The 18,682-nt window shown below is 48.7% G+C and carries 20 protein-coding genes and 13 tRNA genes; 2 read left to right on the top strand and 31 right to left on the bottom strand.

The annotated features are described in order from the left end of the window. Positions 1–111: 111 nt before the first annotated feature. Positions 112–672, bottom strand: a complete 561-nt coding sequence (locus M2277_RS31030; protein WP_280756366.1) for a YutD family protein — start codon at positions 670–672, stop codon at positions 112–114. A 27-nt stretch (positions 673–699) separates the two neighbouring features. Further along, positions 700–1,593, bottom strand: a complete 894-nt coding sequence (lipA, locus tag M2277_RS31025) for a lipoyl synthase (protein ID WP_120662349.1) — start codon at positions 1,591–1,593, stop codon at positions 700–702. A 222-nt stretch (positions 1,594–1,815) separates the two neighbouring features. On the opposite strand from lipA, the gene M2277_RS31020 reads away from it, so the two are divergent. After that, on the top strand, positions 1,816–2,898 hold the full coding sequence (locus M2277_RS31020; RefSeq protein WP_280756365.1) for a M23 family metallopeptidase: 1,083 nt from the start codon (positions 1,816–1,818) through the stop codon (positions 2,896–2,898). Between the two features lie 134 nt (positions 2,899–3,032). Here the strand turns inward: M2277_RS31020 and yunB are convergent, their stop codons facing one another. The 6 genes from yunB to M2277_RS30990 all read right to left on the bottom strand — a co-directional run bounded on the left by yunB (position 3,033) and on the right by M2277_RS30990 (position 7,088). After that, the gene (yunB, locus tag M2277_RS31015; RefSeq protein ID WP_280756364.1) at positions 3,033–3,998 is read right to left on the bottom strand and encodes a sporulation protein YunB; all 966 of its coding nucleotides are present in this window, start codon (positions 3,996–3,998) and stop codon (positions 3,033–3,035) included. 110 nt (positions 3,999–4,108) lie between these two features. Continuing rightward, complete coding sequence (locus M2277_RS31010; RefSeq protein WP_280756363.1) at positions 4,109–4,453, bottom strand: ArsR/SmtB family transcription factor; 345 nt, start codon at positions 4,451–4,453, stop codon at positions 4,109–4,111. A gap of 3 nt (positions 4,454–4,456) precedes the next feature. Continuing rightward, positions 4,457–4,879, bottom strand: coding sequence for an SRPBCC family protein (locus M2277_RS31005; protein ID WP_006212647.1), 423 nt, complete (start codon positions 4,877–4,879; stop codon positions 4,457–4,459). 84 nt (positions 4,880–4,963) lie between these two features. Next, positions 4,964–5,410, bottom strand: a complete 447-nt coding sequence (locus M2277_RS31000; RefSeq protein ID WP_006212648.1) for a DUF1801 domain-containing protein — start codon at positions 5,408–5,410, stop codon at positions 4,964–4,966. 125 nt (positions 5,411–5,535) lie between these two features. Further along, positions 5,536–6,339 (bottom strand): TrmH family RNA methyltransferase, encoded by an 804-nt coding sequence (locus tag M2277_RS30995; RefSeq protein ID WP_006212649.1) that lies wholly within the window; start codon positions 6,337–6,339, stop codon positions 5,536–5,538. 86 nt (positions 6,340–6,425) lie between these two features. Beyond that, positions 6,426–7,088, bottom strand: coding sequence for a potassium channel family protein (locus tag M2277_RS30990; protein ID WP_006212650.1), 663 nt, complete (start codon positions 7,086–7,088; stop codon positions 6,426–6,428). Positions 7,089–7,230: 142 nt separating this feature from the next. On the opposite strand from M2277_RS30990, the gene sspI reads away from it, so the two are divergent. Then, entirely contained in the window at positions 7,231–7,467 is a 237-nt protein-coding gene (sspI, locus tag M2277_RS30985) for a small acid-soluble spore protein SspI (RefSeq protein ID WP_006212651.1), read from the top strand. 82 nt (positions 7,468–7,549) lie between these two features. On the opposite strand, the gene M2277_RS30980 is transcribed toward sspI, so the two are convergent. The 23 genes from M2277_RS30980 to M2277_RS30870 form a co-directional block, all read right to left on the bottom strand. Then, entirely contained in the window at positions 7,550–9,130 is a 1,581-nt protein-coding gene (locus tag M2277_RS30980) for a peptide chain release factor 3 (RefSeq protein ID WP_006212652.1), read from the bottom strand. Positions 9,131–9,249: 119 nt separating this feature from the next. After that, a complete protein-coding gene (gene zwf, locus M2277_RS30975) occupies positions 9,250–10,797 on the bottom strand; it encodes a glucose-6-phosphate dehydrogenase (protein ID WP_036644762.1) in 1,548 nt (515 codons plus the stop codon). Positions 10,798–10,934: 137 nt separating this feature from the next. Next, positions 10,935–11,753: a YwmB family TATA-box binding protein gene (locus M2277_RS30970; RefSeq protein WP_148246478.1), complete on the bottom strand. Its 819-nt coding sequence runs from the start codon at positions 11,751–11,753 to the stop codon at positions 10,935–10,937. A gap of 164 nt (positions 11,754–11,917) precedes the next feature. Then, complete coding sequence (locus tag M2277_RS30965) at positions 11,918–12,568, bottom strand: response regulator (RefSeq protein WP_036644768.1); 651 nt, start codon at positions 12,566–12,568, stop codon at positions 11,918–11,920. Further along, entirely contained in the window at positions 12,546–13,619 is a 1,074-nt protein-coding gene (locus M2277_RS30960) for a sensor histidine kinase (protein ID WP_006212656.1), read from the bottom strand. Before M2277_RS30960 ends, M2277_RS30965 begins: the two co-directional genes overlap by 23 nt. 48 nt (positions 13,620–13,667) lie before the next feature. Then, positions 13,668–14,312: a cell wall-active antibiotics response protein LiaF gene (liaF, locus tag M2277_RS30955; RefSeq protein ID WP_036644772.1), complete on the bottom strand. Its 645-nt coding sequence runs from the start codon at positions 14,310–14,312 to the stop codon at positions 13,668–13,670. 172 nt (positions 14,313–14,484) lie between these two features. Continuing rightward, on the bottom strand, positions 14,485–15,171 hold the full coding sequence (locus M2277_RS30950; protein ID WP_006212658.1) for a PspA/IM30 family protein: 687 nt from the start codon (positions 15,169–15,171) through the stop codon (positions 14,485–14,487). A 1-nt stretch (position 15,172) separates the two neighbouring features. Then, on the bottom strand, positions 15,173–15,673 hold the full coding sequence (locus M2277_RS30945; RefSeq protein WP_280756362.1) for a PspC domain-containing protein: 501 nt from the start codon (positions 15,671–15,673) through the stop codon (positions 15,173–15,175). A 2-nt stretch (positions 15,674–15,675) separates the two neighbouring features. Next, the gene (locus M2277_RS30940; RefSeq protein ID WP_006212660.1) at positions 15,676–16,353 is read right to left on the bottom strand and encodes a PspA/IM30 family protein; all 678 of its coding nucleotides are present in this window, start codon (positions 16,351–16,353) and stop codon (positions 15,676–15,678) included. A gap of 73 nt (positions 16,354–16,426) precedes the next feature. Continuing rightward, entirely contained in the window at positions 16,427–16,726 is a 300-nt protein-coding gene (locus M2277_RS30935) for a hypothetical protein (RefSeq protein WP_006212661.1), read from the bottom strand. Positions 16,727–17,380: 654 nt separating this feature from the next. Then, positions 17,381–17,460: transfer RNA gene (locus M2277_RS30930), tRNA-Leu, on the bottom strand. Positions 17,461–17,467: 7 nt separating this feature from the next. Then, positions 17,468–17,544: transfer RNA gene (locus M2277_RS30925), tRNA-Arg, on the bottom strand. A gap of 12 nt (positions 17,545–17,556) precedes the next feature. After that, positions 17,557–17,630 (bottom strand) — tRNA-Cys (locus M2277_RS30920). A gap of 11 nt (positions 17,631–17,641) precedes the next feature. Then, positions 17,642–17,716, bottom strand: a tRNA-Gly gene (locus tag M2277_RS30915). Between the two features lie 15 nt (positions 17,717–17,731). Beyond that, positions 17,732–17,806, bottom strand: a tRNA-Gln gene (locus tag M2277_RS30910). 18 nt (positions 17,807–17,824) lie between these two features. Further along, positions 17,825–17,900 (bottom strand) — tRNA-His (locus M2277_RS30905). A 46-nt stretch (positions 17,901–17,946) separates the two neighbouring features. Further along, positions 17,947–18,019, bottom strand: a tRNA-His gene (locus tag M2277_RS30900). 22 nt (positions 18,020–18,041) lie between these two features. Next, positions 18,042–18,115, bottom strand: a tRNA-Trp gene (locus M2277_RS30895). Between the two features lie 6 nt (positions 18,116–18,121). Beyond that, a tRNA-Tyr gene (locus tag M2277_RS30890) sits at positions 18,122–18,206 on the bottom strand. 4 nt (positions 18,207–18,210) lie between these two features. Then, positions 18,211–18,286 (bottom strand) — tRNA-Thr (locus tag M2277_RS30885). Between the two features lie 21 nt (positions 18,287–18,307). Further along, positions 18,308–18,383 (bottom strand) — tRNA-Phe (locus tag M2277_RS30880). 68 nt (positions 18,384–18,451) lie between these two features. Then, a tRNA-Asp gene (locus M2277_RS30875) sits at positions 18,452–18,528 on the bottom strand. Between the two features lie 31 nt (positions 18,529–18,559). Further along, a tRNA-Met gene (locus M2277_RS30870) sits at positions 18,560–18,636 on the bottom strand. Between the last annotated feature and the right edge of the window lie 46 nt (positions 18,637–18,682).

The following is an 18,682-nucleotide window of genomic DNA, read 5'->3' as shown; positions in this document are numbered from 1 at the left end:
AACTAAACAACCAGTCGCCGGTTCATTTCCGCCAACTGGCTGCTTAAACTTGCAAGGTGTTTTGATCCCTGTCTCACAAACGGGGGTCAGTCCCCAGATGACCGATCTTTTTTATTGGTGCTGCTCTGCAGGAGGGTTAAGCTCCTTCGAAGGCTTGGCTTCCTTCTCTTTGGATTCCTTAAGATCGCGCTGCTCGCGTCTCGCTTCCTTCGCTTCACGTCGCTCGCGCTGGTTCTTGTTATCCTTGCTTGCCTTATTGGCATCCTGCGGTGTTTCTTTCATTTCCTTGGTTTCTTTGTTATCCATGTTTCCCTTAGGATCCCCATCTACCCGAATTTCTTTGGGTGATGCGGGACCCTCTGCAGGCTCTTTGGAATCCCGTTCTTTCGCTTCCTTCTGCTCTTTGGATTTCTGCAGCACAAAGTGGGCGCAGCCGAAGTTGCAGTATTCGTTAATGTAATCGGACATGCTGGAGAAGGTGGAATCCTTGGCAGCCTTGGGATGGTTGTCCCGGTAGAAACCCTTAAGTCGAAGCTGATTGTAACCCCAGTCTCCCACGATATAGTCATAGCGTTCCAGCACCTCGCTGTACCGCTCACGGAAAGCTTCCGGATTCCAGCCGTTTCGATGGTCCTTTAACACTTCATAACTTTTATTTCCGATAACGATCATTGAAAGCTTCCCCTGCCTTTCCAAAGGTTAAGACTGTACAGTCTCTTCCTTGTTGCGTTCCGCAGATTTCACTTGCTCATGGGCGTGATAAGAGCTGCGCACAAGCGGTCCGGACTCCACGTGACTGAATCCACGTTTCATTCCTTCTTCCTTCAAGATAGCAAACTCTTCAGGCGTATAGTACTTATCCACATTCAGATGTTTCGGTGAAGGCTGCAAGTATTGTCCAATCGTCATAATATCGCAGCCAACGGACCGCAGATCATCCATAGCCTCCAGGATCTCATGCCATTGCTCCCCAACACCCAGCATGATGCTGGACTTGGTTGGAATATCAGGCTGCATCCCTTTGGCATTCTTCAGCAATTGCAGAGAACGTTCATACTTGGCTTTTGCACGGACCCGATCCGACATTCTTTCTACCGTTTCAATGTTATGGTTCAGAATGTCCGGCTTCACATCCATGACGATCTTCAGTGCTTCCTCACTTCCCATGAAGTCGGGAATCAGCACTTCCACGGAGCATAACGGCAAACGTCTGCGAATGGCTTTCACGGTTTCTGCAAATATGTATGCTCCGCCATCCTTCAGATCATCGCGGGCCACGCTTGTTACTACGCAGTGGCGCAGGTTCATCTGTTCTGCTGCTTCCGCTACGCGTTCCGGCTCCTGCAGATCCAGCTCTGTTGGGAGCCCTGTATTCACGGCACAGAATCGGCATGCACGGGTGCAGATATCGCCCAAAATCATGAAGGTTGCCGTGCGGTTTGCCCAACATTCGTAAATATTTGGACAGCGAGCCTCTTCACACACCGTATGCAGCGTCTTGGATCGCATCATGCTTTTGATTTCTTTATAATTATCGCCAGTAGTCAGCTTGATTCGAATCCAGTCAGGTTTTGGCTGTTTGGTTTTAGACAAAGAAAAAACCTTCTTTCGAATTGTAATGATATAACGCAAGACATAACCCATCGTTTACTGTCCCATATTATATCATGAAAACCATCATATTACTTGTTTCGCATCGATATGAGATTAATCTACTTGCGGCATGGATAAAAATCCTTATTTCGATTCACCCTACAGTGTAGGCATGACTGTCCGTCCTTAATTATGACAATCTAGAAGGAGGAGAAGGACACATTGAGGATATTACAACCATTGAGCCGCAGCGGCATCTATTATCGCTGGACCACTGCAGCAGTGGCTGCAGTGACCGCTGCCTGCTGCATGTGCGGACCTGTGTTTGCATCCGCTTCTATCGCGATAAACAAAGCCGATGAATCCGTAGAAAGCATCGATGCCGCAGCCATTTTTGCTGATCGGAAATCGTTGTACGACCAGGTTGCTACCGTGACCCAGATTCCATGGTATCGCCTTGCGGCCATCGACCAGTATGAAAGAACACTTACCCGGGTCCATCCCAAGGATCGCAAGCATCCAGAGCGGACAATCGGCATCTTCATCCCTCCCACAAGATGGACCGGTCCCTTAAATCCCAATCAGGAAGATGTTGATCCGATGTCGATCAGCGTGTTTTCAGGGATCGGTCTGGATGGTGACGGAGATGGCAAGGCAGACCCCAATAATAATATCGATCTTCTCTATACGGTTGCGACAAGACTATCTCCGTATGGGCATGCCGCTGATGATTTCAGCATCGGATTGTGGTCGTACTATCAGAACACTCGGGCCGTGCAGCGCGTGATGCAGTATGCCAAGCTGTATGAGACCTTTGGGAAGCTGGATTTGTTCGATCATGCCTTTCCTCTGCCTGTCCAAAGCGACTATTCCTACCGAAGCACATTCGGAATGGGACGCAACTGGGGCGGCAGAAGAGTCCATGAAGGAACCGACTTGTTCGCCCATTATGGAGTCCCCGTTCGCAGTACCTGTTACGGTGTTGTTGAAATCAAGGGCTGGAATAAATACGGCGGCTGGCGTATCGGCATCCGTGACCTGAACAACCATTACCACTATTACGCCCATCTGCAAGGCTTCGACAAAGGCATTTCGCTTGGGGATGTTGTGACGCCGGGGCAAACCCTGGGCTGGGTCGGCAGCTCCGGGTACGGAAAGCCCGGAACCCAAGGCAAATTTCCTCCTCATCTCCATTACGGCATTTACCGGGATACCGGACTCACCGAGTGGGCATTCGATCCTTACCCGCTGCTGAAGCATTGGGAAACAGAAGAAAGACGAACCAAGAAAAAGACGCGCTCCTGAGCTTAGCTCAGGGCGCGTTTTTTTCGTTCAATGACATCAACTGCTCAACTGATTCAATCACACGGTCCGACTCGAGTACAAACCCAGGTAGGTATTCCGAATAATAGGCTAATCCCTAATCTAACCCCCAATGCTTAATCCCCGATCCCTGTCCCCTCTTGTTGTCCTGAGCTTACGCCACCGGACGAAGGAGGAGGAATAATGGGCACATCGCTTCCCTCAACCGGATTTCCGGGAATTGCTGCCGGTGGGGTTTCCTGCTGCGAGTTATGATTGTTCTCATTCGTCACTGGTGGCGGAATCGCTATGCTTGGCGCGCTAGCTTTATTCTCACCAACAGCCTTTCCCTGACCATCATAATAATACATCGGCACATCGCCGACCACGAGCAGATAGGAGATGGGAATATCGGCCTCCACAATCTGCGGCTCCATGTCAAAAGGAACAACTACCGCCACTTCAGTTACAATATGAACAAATACCTCCACCAGTATCATATTAATACCGGCTCCCTGCTGCCTAGTATCCAACTGAACCTTTACCGCTCCCTGCGGTTCGATCTTTAATGGGATTTGCGGACCGAATGAAGCGATGATTGGACTCTTCATCACCTGGCCCAGTGGAATCTGTTCCTTGCGCTTATGGATGTCGTCCAGTGTCTTCTGAACAACCTCGGTTGTATGGGACGTAATCTTCAGATGCTCGGCGTAATTCAGCATGAATCCCGTCACTTTGCCGTTGCTATCCGTTTTCCAGTTAACCAGGTTATCAAAATCCTTGCCTTGGGTCACCTGTGATGTGATCGCTTTGTTAATCGCTTCGGTGGCAATCTGCTTCACCCTGATTTGCGCAAGATGCATGATTGGCGGACGCAGATTCTGTTCAATATACATAAAAAACTCAACGATCCCAAACACAAGGAGCAGAGCACCGATCAGCCACCATTTTTTCATGCTGCGCCGTTTGGCAGCCTGAGGACGGCCCCGGCTCTGAGGTACGGGCCTAAAGCCTCTGCGTGGTGGTTTATAAGCCCTCCTTGGTCTGGGCCATGACAGGGACGGAAAGGATATACGTCTGCTTCCCCATCTCTTTCGTCTCATGCTTGGTCCCCCCTATTTACGCCCCGAGGAGCATGTTTACCATGGCAAGCTCTCCTGTATAGAGGGTATGCGGACAAACGGCAAAAAAGAAGAGCAAGGATAGGTTATCCTTACTCTTCCTTATGGGATCGAACTTCCTCTTCTTCTACGTAATGCTTCAGCATCGACAGTTTATTTTCCCAGAAACGATCAAAGTAAGCGAGCCAATCCTTTAATTCCTTCAGCGGTTCGGCATCCAGGCGATAGCGGGTCTCGCGTCCAACCTTGCGTTCCTGCACGAGCCCCGCTTCCCCCAGAATTCGTAGATGTTTGGACACGGCGGTACGCGTCATTGGAAAATGCCCCGAGATTTCCTTAACCGGCAATTCCTTATCGCTTAACAAACCAAGCAGTTTGCGGCGCGTGGGATCTGCAATGGCTTGATAAACATCATGCTTTGCAGCAGCTTGAGACATGGATTAAACCACGTATCTGGCAAGCTTCTGAACAATTCCTGCCCATCCGCCGTCCATACGGCCACGTACAATATCGTGAGCTTCTCCGAACTCGGTGACTTGATCCGCTGTCCAGCCGCCGTGGATGAGCGTGAATTCCGTATGATCTCCTTGCTGTACCAGTTCAAATGTAACGCTCCAATCCTTCCCCCAGTTGAAAGACAGACGGTTGGGCTCATCAATGATTGTAACCTTGCAGGGTGAATTCCCGAATGGACCTGCATTCAGCTCAAACTCAAAGCCCTCCACCGGTTCAAAGTTGTTTGGCATAAACCAAGCCGCAATGCCTTCCGAGGTGGATACAGCCTTCCACACCTTTTCGATCGGCGCTTGAAGTACAAGGGTATGGCGAATATCCGGCAGCTTGCCGTTTGATGGGTTGTCCATGGCAAAATGATACCTCACTTATGTTTGAATTATGAAACCATTTGGTTTCCCTTTTAACATAATATGATACCAATAGGTTTCGCGTCAAATACCAATATTATCCTCCTGATGTTGATCCGGGTAGGTTTCGTTCAAAAAGACAATGGATTCTCGAATGAGCTGCTTCAGCACCTCAACGTCAATATCCGCGATTTTGTTAATGTACACACACCCTTTGCCTGCTGTATGCTTGCCGAAATTCTTCAGCAGCTCCTCCCGTTTATCATCACCAGGGGCAAAATACAGGCTGATTTTCGCTTTTCGGGGAGAAAACCCAACCAGCGGCGCATCTCCCTCGTGACCGGATGCATAACGATAATGGTATGAGCCATAACCGATGATGCTGGGTCCCCACATCTTGGCTGGAAAGCCGCTCGTTTCCTCGAAAATATCAAGTAAGCGATAAGCATCCTCACGCTTTTTAGGGGAATCCACCTGCTCGATAAACTCCACCACGCTGTTATCTGTCTCTTTCGTTTTTTGCTCATACATTGGAATAAACTCCTTTCTACCTCTCCCGTTAGATTTTCCATTTTCTCAAAAATAACTTAAAAAGGCCGGAAAATGATCAGCAACGATACCTAATCACTTTCCCGCCCAGAAGAAGACCCTATCTGCTATTGACCTGTGTCTGCGTAATGTCTTTGCCGCAGTGCCTCGTACATGAGCACAGACGCCGCCATGGCTGCATTCAGCGATTCCGCTTGACCCGGCATCGGGATACGGATCGCGTCATCCACGATAGCCGCAACCTCAGGCGAGACACCACGGCCTTCGCTTCCAATTACAATCCAGCTTGTCCCTCTGAAATCATACTCGAAGCAGGAACGCTTCCCTTCCAGCATGGTTGTCACCAATCGGGCTCCTCGCTCTCGAGCCTCCGGCAAAATGCTCAGCAGCTCGCCCTCCAGCACCGGCAGATGAAACAGGGAGCCCATGGTAGAGCGCAACGTCTTGGGGTTATACAAATCTGCGCAGCCGCGTCCTAGTATAACGCCAGCAGCACCTACGGCGTCCGCCCCCCGTATAATAGTTCCCACGTTGCCTGGGTCCTGAAGACCGTCCAGAACAATGACCAATCCGTTCTCGCGCATGATCAAGTCCTGCCATTGACGCGCTTCCTTCCGAACAACGGCAAACACCGGCTGCGGGGACGGAGTATCACTGACTTTTGATATCACCGCATGGGATACGCCAATCCATTCGGCGCCTTGACCCCTATCTGGAATTTGACGGAGTTCAAGGGGGATACCTTTATCCATATCATAAGCTATACACTCGATATCCGCACCGGATGACAAGGCCTCCTGCACAAGATGGATACCTTCAACCACGTACTTGTTTTGCTTATCTCGATGTTTCTTCTCCTGCAGCTGTGCCCAGCCCTTTACCCTGGCATTCTGCGGCGATAGTATCTCCATTCTTAATCCATCCGTTCTTTGCTTATATACATCGCTGAGTTCCACTCAACCTGATACTACATTCACAAAAATTCACATTACCGACGTCATTTCGGATAAGCAAGCTCCAGCTTTGTCAAATCGTTCTTATGCCCAACGATAACAAGAATATCGCCGTCCTCTATCCGGTCATCGGGACTCGGCGAGATGTTCATATCCGCGTCACTTCGGATCGCCATGACATTGCAGCCAAAACGTGCCCGAATATCAAGCTCCCTCAGATTATGACCGATCAGATCTCCGGTAGCGAGCATCTCCATAATACTGTAGTCGTCCGATAAATCAATATAGTCCAAAATGTTCGGTGACACCAAATGATGGGCAACCCGAAGCCCCATGTCCCGTTCCGGGAATATCACCTTGTCCGCACCGATTTTGTTAAGGACTTTACCATGCAGCTCGTTTTTCGCTTTGACGATAATGGCCGGTACACCAAGATCCTTCAGAATCAGCGTAGTCAAAATGCTGGATTGAATATCCTCGCCAATTGCCACAACCACCACGTCAAAATTCCGAATGCCCAGCGCCCGAAGCGCGTCTTCATCCGTCGAATCTGCCGATACGGCATGAGTGACCAAATTCGCGATTTCCTGTATGCGCTGTTCGCTCGCATCGACGGCTAATACGTCAAATCCCATGCTGCTTAATTCCTTGGCAACACTTGTGCCAAAACGCCCCATACCGATTACTGCGTACTGCTTCTTAGCCATATATATACCCCTCCACGAGCCTAGGTCCATTTCCTAATATGAATGATATCAGTATATCATACTGTCCCGAATACTTGAATGTAACGGCCGCTTAACGGGTACATTACACAATGACCCTTTCATAACAAGGAGGAACATTTCCATGTCCATATTGTTAGATCTAAGGCAGGCCGTCATTCATAAAGTCCACAACCAGGACGAAGAAGAGCTGCGCTCCATGATCGAGGGTTCCGTTGACGGGCCTGAAGCCGCGCTACCGGGACTCGGTGTGATGTTTGAAATGATGTGGAAAGACATGGATGCTTCGCAGCAGAACAGCCTTGTCACTTCCCTTCACGACCATTTGAAAACCGTTACCCCCGGCAACCTGCAAGGATAAACCCAAGGTCAACAAAAAAAACAATCCCCTAAGCCGTCATAGCTGGGGGATTGTTTTCATGTACCGCATTACGATCTACAACTTACGGAGCCGTTTCTAGAAACTTCGCGGTTGGATTTTTATCGATTGCCGTTCTCATTGCGTACTCATTCTCGAACAGGACAACATAATTATCCTTCTTGTCTTTCACGAGCGTTGAATTTATCCGGAACTTGGACGGATCAATGGTCTCATCCACAATCCAGCGTGCGAACTGATACGGCATCCGCTGAAGCTGGACATCGACACCATATTCACCCTTCATCCGGTATTCGAATACCTCGAACTGGAGCTGACCTACAACCCCGAGGATTGTTTCGTCGAAGCTAACGGTACGGAATACCTGAATGGTTCCCTCCTCCGTCAGCTGGTCAATCCCCTTTTGATACTGCTTATGCTTGAGCGCGTTCTTCACCGTTACTTTCGCAAAAATCTCTGGGGAGAACGTTGGCAGCTCATCGAACACCACTTCTCGTCCTTGACTGAGGGAATCTCCGATACGGAAAATGCCCGGGTCAAACAGACCGATGATATCGCCAGGATAAGCCTCCTGCACAATATCTCGATCCTGCGCCAGGAACTGCTGCGGCTGCGACAGCTTGATTTCCTTGCCTACGCGAACGTGTTTCACACTCATGCCGCGCTCGAACTTACCCGACACAATTCGCAGAAAAGCGATACGATCCCGGTGAGCCGGATTCATATTGGCTTGGATCTTGAATACGTACCCGGAGAACTTCTCGTCGGTCGGTTCCACCACACCCTCCGTGCTGCGGCGCGGCTCCGGCTTCGGCGCAAGCTGAAGAAAGTTCTCCAGGAAAGTCTGAACACCGAAATTGTTAATCGCGCTTCCAAAAAATACGGGCGTCAGCTGACCTTGCATAACTTTCTCCAGATCAAATTGGTCGCCAGCGACATCCAGAAGCTCCAGGTCCTGGCACAATTGATCATGCAGGTAATCACCGGCCATCTCACGAATCAGCGGGTCCTCATAGCCTTCGACCTTCTGTACTTTAATCTTGGAATGGTCGTCTCCCTGAAACAATTCAACCTGATTCTTAACCCTGTCGTATACACCGCACAGATCGCGTCCAGATCCGATCGGCCAGTTCATGGGTACAGAACGGATTCCGAGCACCTGCTCCAGCTCTTCCATGAGATCGAACGGACTGCGTCCTTCTCGGTCGAGCTTGTTAATAAACGTAAAGATGGGAATGCCCCGCTTGGCACAGACCTGAAACAGCTTAATGGTCTGAGCCTCGACCCCTTTGGCAACGTCAATCAACATGACTGCGCTGTCTGCGGCCGTCAACGTACGATAGGTGTCTTCACTAAAGTCTTGGTGACCTGGCGTATCCAATATGTTAATTCGATGCCCTAAATAATCAAATTGCATAACAGACGAGGTAACCGAGATCCCGCGCTGCTTCTCGATCTCCATCCAGTCACTCGTTGCATGCTTGCTCGCTTTACGAGCCTTAACCGATCCAGCCAGACGAATGGCGCCCCCGAACAAGAGCAGCTTCTCGGTCAGTGTTGTTTTACCGGCGTCAGGGTGGGAAATAATCGCAAACGTACGTCGCTTATCCACTTCCTGCTGCAGTTCATCTATTAGCTTTGCCATTTCACTTATCCCTTCGTAACTAAAGTCATGTATATCATTGTACCACAATTAATACGCAAATCATCCCCATACGCGGTGCGCATGAGGATGATTTTTATCACGTAAATTTTAGAAATTGGTTAGTTTTTCAACCACACAACGTTATCCTCGAGTTGACCATTAACGGGCCACCAGTGGAATCCGTCTTCTTCCAGAAGCTCATCCGCCCTCTTTGGTCCCCAAGAACCTGCAGGATATGATTCCAGCTCCCCTTGGTTCTCTCTCCAGGCGTTTGCGATTCGATCCACGAAGGACCAGGCTGAAGCCACTTCATCCCAGCGCGTAAAGTAGGTGGAATCACCGCGGGCTGCATCATGCAGCAGACGCTCATAAGCTTCAGGCGAATTGATTCCCACGATGCAGCTTTGACAGAAGTCCATCGCTACAGGAGCGATCTCCGACTCCGAACCTGGCTTCTTGGCGTTAATCTTCACGTAAATGCCTTCCATCGGGTTGACGCGGATAACGAGTAAGTTAGGTTCCAGAGAATGCTTCTGTCCCAAATATACATTTGTTGGCATCCGTTTGAACTCGACAACAACCTCGGTTGTTTTGACTGGCAGGCGTTTGCCTGTACGGATATAGAACGGTACGCCCGCCCAACGGAAGTTATCCACGAATACTCTGGCCGCAAAATAGGTTTCTGTATTGGATTCCGGATTAACCTTGTCCTCTTCACGGTAAGCCGGCAGATCTTTGCCGCCTGCGGAGCCGTGGGTATATTGGCCACGGACAACGTTGTTCTTCACCTCTTCATGTGAGGCATATGGACGCAGGGAACGAAGTACCTTCACCTTCTCGTCGCGGATATCCTCCGCGAGCAGACGGCTAGGCGGCTCCATTGCAATCATGGTCAGCAACTGCAGCATATGGTTTTGTCCCATATCCCTCAGTGCGCCGGCATGGTCGTAATATCCTCCCCGCTCCTCTACGCCAACCGTTTCGCCAAGCGTAATTTGGATGTTCGCAATATGCTTGTTGTTCCAGAGCGGCTCAAAGAAAGCATTCGCAAAACGCATAACTTCGATGTTCTGTACCATTTCCTTGCCCAGATAGTGGTCGATTCGATAAATCTCCTCTTCCTTAAACACCTTGCGGATCTCTTCGTTCAGCTTGGCAGCCGACTCCAGATCGTAGCCAAAAGGCTTCTCGATCACCAGACGGTTCCAGCCTTCTCCGTCCAGCATACCGCCCTTCATCAGGTTAAACGATACGCTGCCGAACAATTCCGGTGCAAGCGCCAGATAGAACAAGCGATTACCCGGTATATTAAATTTCGTCTCCAACTGCTCTGTTTGTTCACGAAGCTCACGGAAACCGTCAATATTGTTAATATCTAAAGATTTATATTCAAAATGCTGTGCAAATGCATGCCATTCACTATCCTGTTCCGAACTGTATCGGCAGAATTCCTGAATCGAACGATAAACGTCCTCGCGGAACTCTTCCTGGGTGCGCGGACGCCGCGCCACGCCGATTACCGCAAAATCCTCATCCAGTTTCCCTTCACGATAAAGACTGTAGATCGCCGGAAACAACTTACGTCTTGCCAAATCACCGGTCGCTCCAAAGATGAAAAATACCGCTCCCGGTGTCTTCAATGTATCTAGATTTTGATTTTCAGCCATGGCTCCTCATTCTTTCTATGAATTATAGTGTATTTTTATGCATCGGAACTTAACACGATGTGATGACATTTTAGCATATTCATATAAAGTATGCTATCTCATTCCACATTTTTTCATCGGAGTTTCAGAAATCATTTTCAGTACTCTATTGTAATGACGGGAAATCCGATCGTTATTCTATTACTTTTCTTCACCGAATCTTCATGCACCGCCATCTGCATATGAATGGGTGTGCTGCCACTCATCACGAAAGCATCCAAGGAAGGAGCCTCATATGAACGACTCAAAGTTGTGTCATCCGCATAATCTTCAACCGAGCGAATAGGAAGTTCAGCGGATATGGATTCTTCTACCTGATTCATCGTCTCCTCGACACCCCTTGTTTTCAATGCATACCCCTGAATGGCCGCATTCCATGTGTTGGCAATGCCTGCCTGATTCATCTCATCCTGGATGTTCTGCTGCATCGTCATCATCTCCGTGGTCTGCTCTGCTGCCTCTCCAATAAGCATCACTCTGATGTAACTGCTACCCTCCTCGCTGAGCGCCCAATCCAGCTGCGCAGATACACCGGAAACCTTCGCTTCAGCATGGAATACTTCGTTTCCATGAAGTCGAGCCGTAGTGACCTCTGACAGCCCAATAGCTCCCGCTAACTGATCCGCAAGCATCTTAGCTTGATCCGCAGATACGGTATTTATGATTTCTCCTTGAATTTTTACCGTTAAGAGAGCCGAAGGGTCCATGTGTTCCTCCCCCAGATCGACAAGGAGCTCCAGATCACTTTTTGCTGCCACACCTGCTGCTTCCCATCCTGCCGAGGTTGAGACTGCTTTTGCTTGCGGAACCGTTACGCCCATATTGTCCTTCGTTGTTCCTGCAAAACCCGCCATGACACCTGCCGCTCCACACAGCAACAACATCATCACAATAATCTGTAATTGCATCTTCCGCATCGTCAGCCACGCCTCCCCGTACGAATCTATCAATCTACTAAAAGGATAGCCTCGTCACAGCGGATTTATACACCCAACTTGAAAAATGCGCCTCTCGCCATTAAATTCATCAGCCTGTTGATAACTAATAAATTCTATATCTATAAAAAAAGAGCCGGCCGTTCTTACTCAGCCAACCCGTTCTTATATGCATATATGGCCGCCTGGGTACGATCTTCTACACCCAGCTTGCCCAAAATATTAGTCACATGAAACTTCACAGTTTTGATGCCTATAATCAAATCATCAGCAATATCCTGATTCGACTTGCCCTGGGCCACCAATCGCAGCACTTCCATCTCACGATCCGTGAGGTCGTTATGGGCCGGTGCTTCATTTTGCGGATGCCGGAAGCGATTCATCATCTTGGAGGCCACCTGCGACTCGAGTACCGACTGCCCCCGTGCGGCTGCACGTATCGCATCGGCTACTTCTGAAGCGCGGGAAGTCTTTAACAAGTAACTGAAGGCGCCTGCTTCGATAACCGGATACATCTTCTCATCGTCCAGATAGCTGGTCAGTACAATAACCTTAAGATTCGGGAACTGATTCATCAATTGACGCGTCGTCTCGATCCCGTCCATTCCGTCCATCACCAAGTCCATGAGCACCACATCTGGATGATATTCCTGGGCTAAGCGTATCCCTTCCTCGCCGCTGCCGGCTTCACCAACCACCTCGATGCCATCCTCTGTACCCAGAACGGCCGCCAAACCGATCCGAACCATCTCATGATCATCCACCAGCAGCACCTTAATCGGTGTTTCCATCTCCATCCCCCCGTTTACGTTCGTCATTTATGAGCGGCACAACAATCTCAATTCGCGTCCCTTTACCTGGTGCTGTTATGAATTGTACCGAGCCCCCGATCTCCGTTACCCGTTCCTGCATCGTGGACAGACCGTAGGAAGTTTGTTTCTTGTCATCCAACTCGAATCCGATCCCGTCGTCCCGCAGCATCACCCGAACGGTATTCTGCTTACGATGAATGCGGATATCCATCTTCTCCGCCTTGGAGTGCCGAAGTGTATTCGACATCGCCTCCTGAACGATACGGAACAGATGATTCTCGATCCCTTTTAGCAAATGTATGTCATCGTCCATCTCAAACGTAATTTCCATGGGTACTTTGATCCGCAGTTCCTTGATCAGATCCTTCAGTCCTTGCTCAAGCGCTTTTCCTTCGAGATAGACCGGCCGCAAATGAAGAAGCAGTGCTCTCATCTCCGACTGTGCAACGGCCGACATTTCCTCAATCAGCGCGACCTGACGCTGTGCTTTGTCAAAATCCTTATCCAGCGTTCTTCCTACGGCTGTTGCGGTCATCGAGATCGCAAACAGCTGCTGAGAAACCGCATCATGAAGCTCGCGTGCCAGACGCTGCCGCTCTTCTACAATCGCCGTGACTCTGGCTTGCTCTGCAAGCTGCGCATTGTTCGTAGACAGTCGCTGCAGGGAAGATACTTGATCCTCCCAGCGTTTGCTGATCTTAACCAGCTGCTCGCCGAGCCTGCCCACTTCATCTTCACCGATATCGGGCATTACGTCCGTTAGGCTGCCTTTTTCCCAGTTTACCAGTGTTTCCCTTACAAGATCGACCCGGCGCTTTACCCGATATCCTTGAAAGAATCCATAAATGGCTCCAAGTCCAATCGGCAGCAGTACCAGAGTAATGCCGGCTTCGATCCGGTTCTTCCACGAATCAAACGGCTTAAGATAACCATATGTATATAATAAATAAAGAACAACGAGCATGACAACCAATCCAAGAAGGGTCCCCTCGCGCATATGTCGGGTAATCATATTTGCTTTCTTTTCTGTTTCCACGGGGCAACCCTCCTGAATGGTTTAAACAAAACAATGCTTCTGCATTTATTAGGTCATTCTTATATTCAAATCCCCGCCTAAATAAGAAACAATGAATTTCACCTTATACTCACTTGCCTCATAATTAGGCGATTTATATCGAACTCGATTGAGGATGCCGGTTTCCTTCCTATCGTCCATATGAATGGAGCCAAACAGTATCGATGCTTCGATCTCCACCCCATAATAGTCAGGAATCATCAGATCAATATCGCCCAGCATTCCGTGGAACATCAGGACGGTTTGGCGTTCCTCAGGAAGCGCAAGCGATAGGTCCACATCCGCCTCTCCAAGCACATGCCACACACTCAGACTTCGCATCACCCACGGTGCACGGTCCCAATCAAAGTTGGACATAAAGTTCTGCTTCTGAATGTATCCTGTTGTTGTATGAGCCCGTTTGGACTTACCATAAAAAATACCTAGCGAAATCAAGCTGATGCCGATAATCAGCATGAGATGCTCCAGCAGCAGCATCACGGCACCTACTCCGAGCAGAATGTATCCCTTCTTCACGTGACTTTCCCTGATCTGAAGGACACCTGCAAACATGAGCAGCAGGGCGACAATGGTGAAGAAACCAAACCATCGGCCGAAAAGCATAATGAATCCCAAGCTCATTAAACCAACTGCAATCCAGCGGTTTCTGTCCATGTCGCACCTCCTTGATGACCAAGATATAAGCTCGGAAAAGCCATATCAGTGTGACACTCCACACTGTATGGCTTTACCTGTACTATTCGGACAACTATCATACCGTATAGCATATCATATGAACATGGATTTCGAATATGGTTTGTACTTATTTTGCTAACTTGTTAAGCAATTACTCTGACTTTGAGGAATTACCCATTTTGTTTTTCAAAGCTTGCAGCTGCTCATCCACCTTCAACTGCTTCTCAGCATCCACCGGGCTGGTGTATACAGCATTGTTAGGACGGTATGGTGCACGGAGCACATCAGCTTCTGCTTCCAACTGCATAATTTTTTCCTCCATACGGTGGAAGCCCATCGAAGCACTGCCGCTTTCAATCGTGTGCAGGCTGCTCACTTGAGACATCTGTTTCTTCGCTTTAGCCATTTGAGCGCGGGCTACGAGCTCATTGCGCTTGTTACGCATTTTGTAGAACTCGTCTTTCATTTCATGCAGCTGAGCGACAAGCTCTTTCGCTTGAGCCTCGGATTGCAGGTGCAGCTCCACATACTCGGTTTCTTTTTGATCGAAATAAATTTTTTCTTCAAGCAGCTTGCGAGCCACTTCTTCTTGACCGTTTTTCAGAGCCAATTCAGCTTGTGCTTCGCGTTGTGCAGCCATTTTTACTGCCTCATCCACACGCTGCTTCATGCGGCGCTCGTTAGCCATTTGCTTCGCAACCGTTACCTCTGCTTCATGAATTTCTGCCTCCATATCGCGCAGGTACTGATTCAACATTACGATCGGATCCTCTACTTTATCCAGCAGTTCATTCACCGATGCCTTTGTCATATCTTTAAGTCTTTTAAATACTCCCATGTTATTTATCTCCCTTCTCATAGTCCGAAAGTTTTTTCTTAAGTTCTTCAATTTCTTTCTGCATTGCCTTCTTCTCGATATCCTTCATCATTGCATCCAGATCGGAATCCTGGGACGCGTTGTTTCTTGCGCCATGTCCTCCATCCGGACGCCCAGAGCGGTCATATTTCGGACCAAAGATCCCATGTTCATTAGGATAGCCTTGGCGTCCATAACCGTCGTTGTAACCATTGTAGCCTGGACCTGGTCCTGGATTATCGTTGTAACGATATCCGCCGCCCTGTCTTCCCCGTGGTGGTCCGTACGGATCGTGATAATACGGTTCTTTGGGAACTACTAGGGATGCAATCAGATATATTAAGAGCGTTGTACCGCCTGTAAAAAAGATACTGATTACAAATATGATTCTGAGTAGGGTCGATTCGACTCCGAAATAATCGGATATACCGCCGATCAACCCTGTGAACATTTTGTCGCGGGTGGAACGGTACAATCTAGTCATGTTTACTCCTTTCCGCTGTTATTCAGCTTTTGCTTCAAGCGGGCAAGTTCCTTTTCCAATACAGTGGAGACCGATTCACCAGCCTGATTCATGTATTCTTGCCCCATGCGCCGTAAATCGCGAAGGCTTCTGGCTTCCAATTCCCAATCACTGATGCGATCTTCTAGGCGATTGAACATCTTGGGTACATCTTGACCGCCGCCGTAGGATCCCGTACGTTCATTCATTTTCTGTTGAAGACGAAGGGTCTCGACCCGGGCAACGTAATATTGCCGTTTGCTGTACACCGTCTGATATTCCATGCGCAGCTCGCCGAGCTGTTCATCGATTTCTTTCAGCGACTCCAGGCTTGAGGATAACAGGCCTTGGTACTGCTCAATTTTTTCCTCATAGATCAACTTTTCCTGCAATGCAAGTTTGGCAAGATGATCTTCACCGGCCTTCAGTGCGAGCAATGCCTGCTCTTCACGTTTATAGCGCATGGTTTCTGCTTGATCCACCTGCTGTTTCAGCTGTCTGGAATGTACTTGGCATTGCTGCTGCAGTTTCTCTGCTTCTGCAATGTCCTGTCTGGTTGAATGAAGGAACTGGTCGATCAAACGAACCGGATCCTGGCTCTGTTCAAGCTTTTCATTCAATGTTGCAACGGTTATGTCTCTTATCCGCCGGAAAACACTCATATTGGCTTAGTCCTCCTCTTCTATCGCGATCATTATCTGGCTGTTTATGCCTGCCATTCATTATTGTGTTATATCAGTAACGTGGTCTGCCATTCTTCAATCTGGACACCCCGTAGATGATTAAGATGATTCCAAAGATCGGACCGATCAACCAGGAGAGTTTACCCATCAACCAGATCACACCGATACCGAGAATAATCCACCCGATTAAGGTATTTCCTCTACGGATCCCGTAATATCCCAAAGCGACCATCAGCACTGGAATTAGAAGACTGAACAACCATCCGAGCAGAGGACCGAATATTCCCAGGAGAACCAATATCCCTAAACCAATCAACAGGATACTTATTCCATTTCCTTTTGAATTCCTCATTTATGCACCGCCTTTCTGTTATTTGATTGTTGTTTCTTTTGTTCAACCTTATGACTCTATTCTAGGTAATTTCAAGATGAACTAAAACGGCCTGCGGACGGTTTTTGAACCTAGACCTAAGTCGGGGCCACCTACAGACCTGCGTCCAACCCTTACACTAGATCTGCTCTCAGCTCATTCCATGGGATGTATCATTACCATCGAGAGCATAGCTCTACTGCTGTCTGATTACCTTAGAGCAGTGCTAAAAGTGTCGGTTTAGAAAGGATCTATACCGCGGGTCGCGTAATATGTCCTGATTTACAAAGGCCTTGTAAGAAAATCAAAGATATTCATTTGATTGAAAGCACTGGAATTAAACGTGTCCCGGATTAGTGAGGGGATTAATACCACGTAAAGAAATACGATAGTGTATTAAAAAGGGGGAGTTAAAGGTTTGCAGTTAAAGGTTTGCAGTTAAAGGTTTGCAGTTAAAGGTTTGCAGTTAAAGGCATGCAGTTAGGTGCAATTCAGGAGCTGCCTACATACTGAGGAGCATTACATCAGTCCCTATCATAAAAAGCAACGGAGGCTTAGCGTGGAGTAACTAACCTAACAAAAGATCAATACGAAAAAAGGAATGCAGACGTTTATAGTCTGCATTCCTTTTGATGATGCCGGTGAAGGGACTCGAACCCCCACGGTTTCCCTCACGATTTTGAGTCGCGCGCGTCTGCCAATTCCGCCACACCGGCTTACTGATGGCGTGCCCTAAGAGATTCGAACTCCTGACCTTTTGATTCGTAGTCAAACGCTCTATCCAGCTGAGCTAAGGGCACATAAGTTTGTAATGGAGGCGCCACCCAGATTCGAACTGGGGATAAAGCTTTTGCAGAGCTGTGCCTTACCACTTGGCTATGGCGCCAGAAACAAAAATGGAGCGGACGACGGGAATCGAACCCGCGACCCTCGCCTTGGCAAGGCGATGCTCTACCGCTGAGCCACGTCCGCTTATTAAAAAATCAATGGCTGGGGATATAGGATTCGAACCTATGCATGACGGAGTCAAAGTCCGTTGCCTTACCGCTTGGCTAATCCCCAACATTTTTTAAAAAACTATGGGGCGACCGATGGGTCTCGAACCCACGAATGCCGGAACCACAATCCGGTGCGTTAACCCCTTCGCCACGATCGCCATAATGTAATAGTTTTTTCTAGAGAATAATCATAATGAAGTAATGGGCGACCGATGGGTCTCGAACCCACGAATGCCGGAACCACAATCCGGTGCGTTAACCCCTTCGCCACGATCGCCAAGTTCATTATAAGTATTCAATGGCAGGGGCAGCAGGAATTGAACCCACACCAACGGTTTTGGAGACCGTTGTTCTACCTTTAAACTATGCCCCTAAAAACTGGTGGAGGATGATGGATTCGAACCACCGAACTCGAAGAGAGCAGATTTACAGTCTGCCGTGTTTAGCCACTTCACTAATCCTCCATAATGGTGCCGGCGAGAGGACTTGAACCCCCAACCTACTGATTACAAGTCAGTTGCTCTACCAATTGAGCTACACCGGCATACACAATTATAAAATTACATGGTGGCTCGGGACGGAATCGAACCGCCGACACGAGGATTTTCAGTCCTCTGCTCTACCGACTGAGCTACCGAGCCTTAGTTCTTCGCGAACTTCGACGAAACCCATATCGGATACTCATCTTATCCCTGAAGCTTGTAAATAATGGCGGAACTGACGGGATTCGAACCCGCGATCTCCTGCGTGACAGGCAGGCATGTTAGGCCTCTACACCACAGTTCCATAAGGTATGATCACTATAAGTGATATAAATTGGTTGCGGGGACAGGATTTGAACCTGTGACCTTCGGGTTATGAGCCCGACGAGCTACCGAACTGCTCCACCCCGCGTCATTAAAAGGTGTATATATGGTGGAGGCTGAGGGGTTCGAACCCC

This window comes from Paenibacillus sp. LBL (genome assembly GCF_029893715.1).
Lineage (GTDB): Bacteria > Bacillota > Bacilli > Paenibacillales > Paenibacillaceae > Paenibacillus_AQ > Paenibacillus_AQ glucanolyticus.
The sequence above is the reverse complement of the archived record's forward strand: the minus strand, read 5'-3'. Positions and strand labels throughout refer to the sequence as shown.

Coding starts and splice junctions, on each gene's coding strand:
- M2277_RS30990 (WP_006212650.1), bottom strand. CDS start 7,088: ATGGCTAAGAAGCAGTACGCAGTAATCGGTATGGGGCGTTTTGGCACA.
- M2277_RS30945 (WP_280756362.1), bottom strand. CDS start 15,673: ATGACTAGATTGTACCGTTCCACCCGCGACAAAATGTTCACAGGGTTG.
- M2277_RS30970 (WP_148246478.1), bottom strand. CDS start 11,753: ATGCGGAAGATGCAATTACAGATTATTGTGATGATGTTGTTGCTGTGT.
- M2277_RS31010 (WP_280756363.1), bottom strand. CDS start 4,453: ATGTCTCAAGCTGCTGCAAAGCATGATGTTTATCAAGCCATTGCAGAT.
- M2277_RS30980 (WP_006212652.1), bottom strand. CDS start 9,130: ATGGCAAAGCTAATAGATGAACTGCAGCAGGAAGTGGATAAGCGACGT.
- M2277_RS30965 (WP_036644768.1), bottom strand. CDS start 12,568: ATGGAGATGGAAACACCGATTAAGGTGCTGCTGGTGGATGATCATGAG.
- zwf (WP_036644762.1), bottom strand. CDS start 10,797: ATGGCTGAAAATCAAAATCTAGATACATTGAAGACACCGGGAGCGGTA.
- sspI (WP_006212651.1), top strand. CDS start 7,231: ATGTCCATATTGTTAGATCTAAGGCAGGCCGTCATTCATAAAGTCCAC.
- M2277_RS31030 (WP_280756366.1), bottom strand. CDS start 672: ATGATCGTTATCGGAAATAAAAGTTATGAAGTGTTAAAGGACCATCGA.
- M2277_RS30935 (WP_006212661.1), bottom strand. CDS start 16,726: ATGAGGAATTCAAAAGGAAATGGAATAAGTATCCTGTTGATTGGTTTA.
- yunB (WP_280756364.1), bottom strand. CDS start 3,998: ATGAGACGAAAGAGATGGGGAAGCAGACGTATATCCTTTCCGTCCCTG.
- M2277_RS30940 (WP_006212660.1), bottom strand. CDS start 16,353: ATGAGTGTTTTCCGGCGGATAAGAGACATAACCGTTGCAACATTGAAT.
- M2277_RS31005 (WP_006212647.1), bottom strand. CDS start 4,879: ATGGACAACCCATCAAACGGCAAGCTGCCGGATATTCGCCATACCCTT.
- M2277_RS30995 (WP_006212649.1), bottom strand. CDS start 6,339: ATGGAGATACTATCGCCGCAGAATGCCAGGGTAAAGGGCTGGGCACAG.
- M2277_RS31000 (WP_006212648.1), bottom strand. CDS start 5,410: ATGTATGAGCAAAAAACGAAAGAGACAGATAACAGCGTGGTGGAGTTT.
- M2277_RS30950 (WP_006212658.1), bottom strand. CDS start 15,171: ATGGGAGTATTTAAAAGACTTAAAGATATGACAAAGGCATCGGTGAAT.
- liaF (WP_036644772.1), bottom strand. CDS start 14,312: ATGGACAGAAACCGCTGGATTGCAGTTGGTTTAATGAGCTTGGGATTC.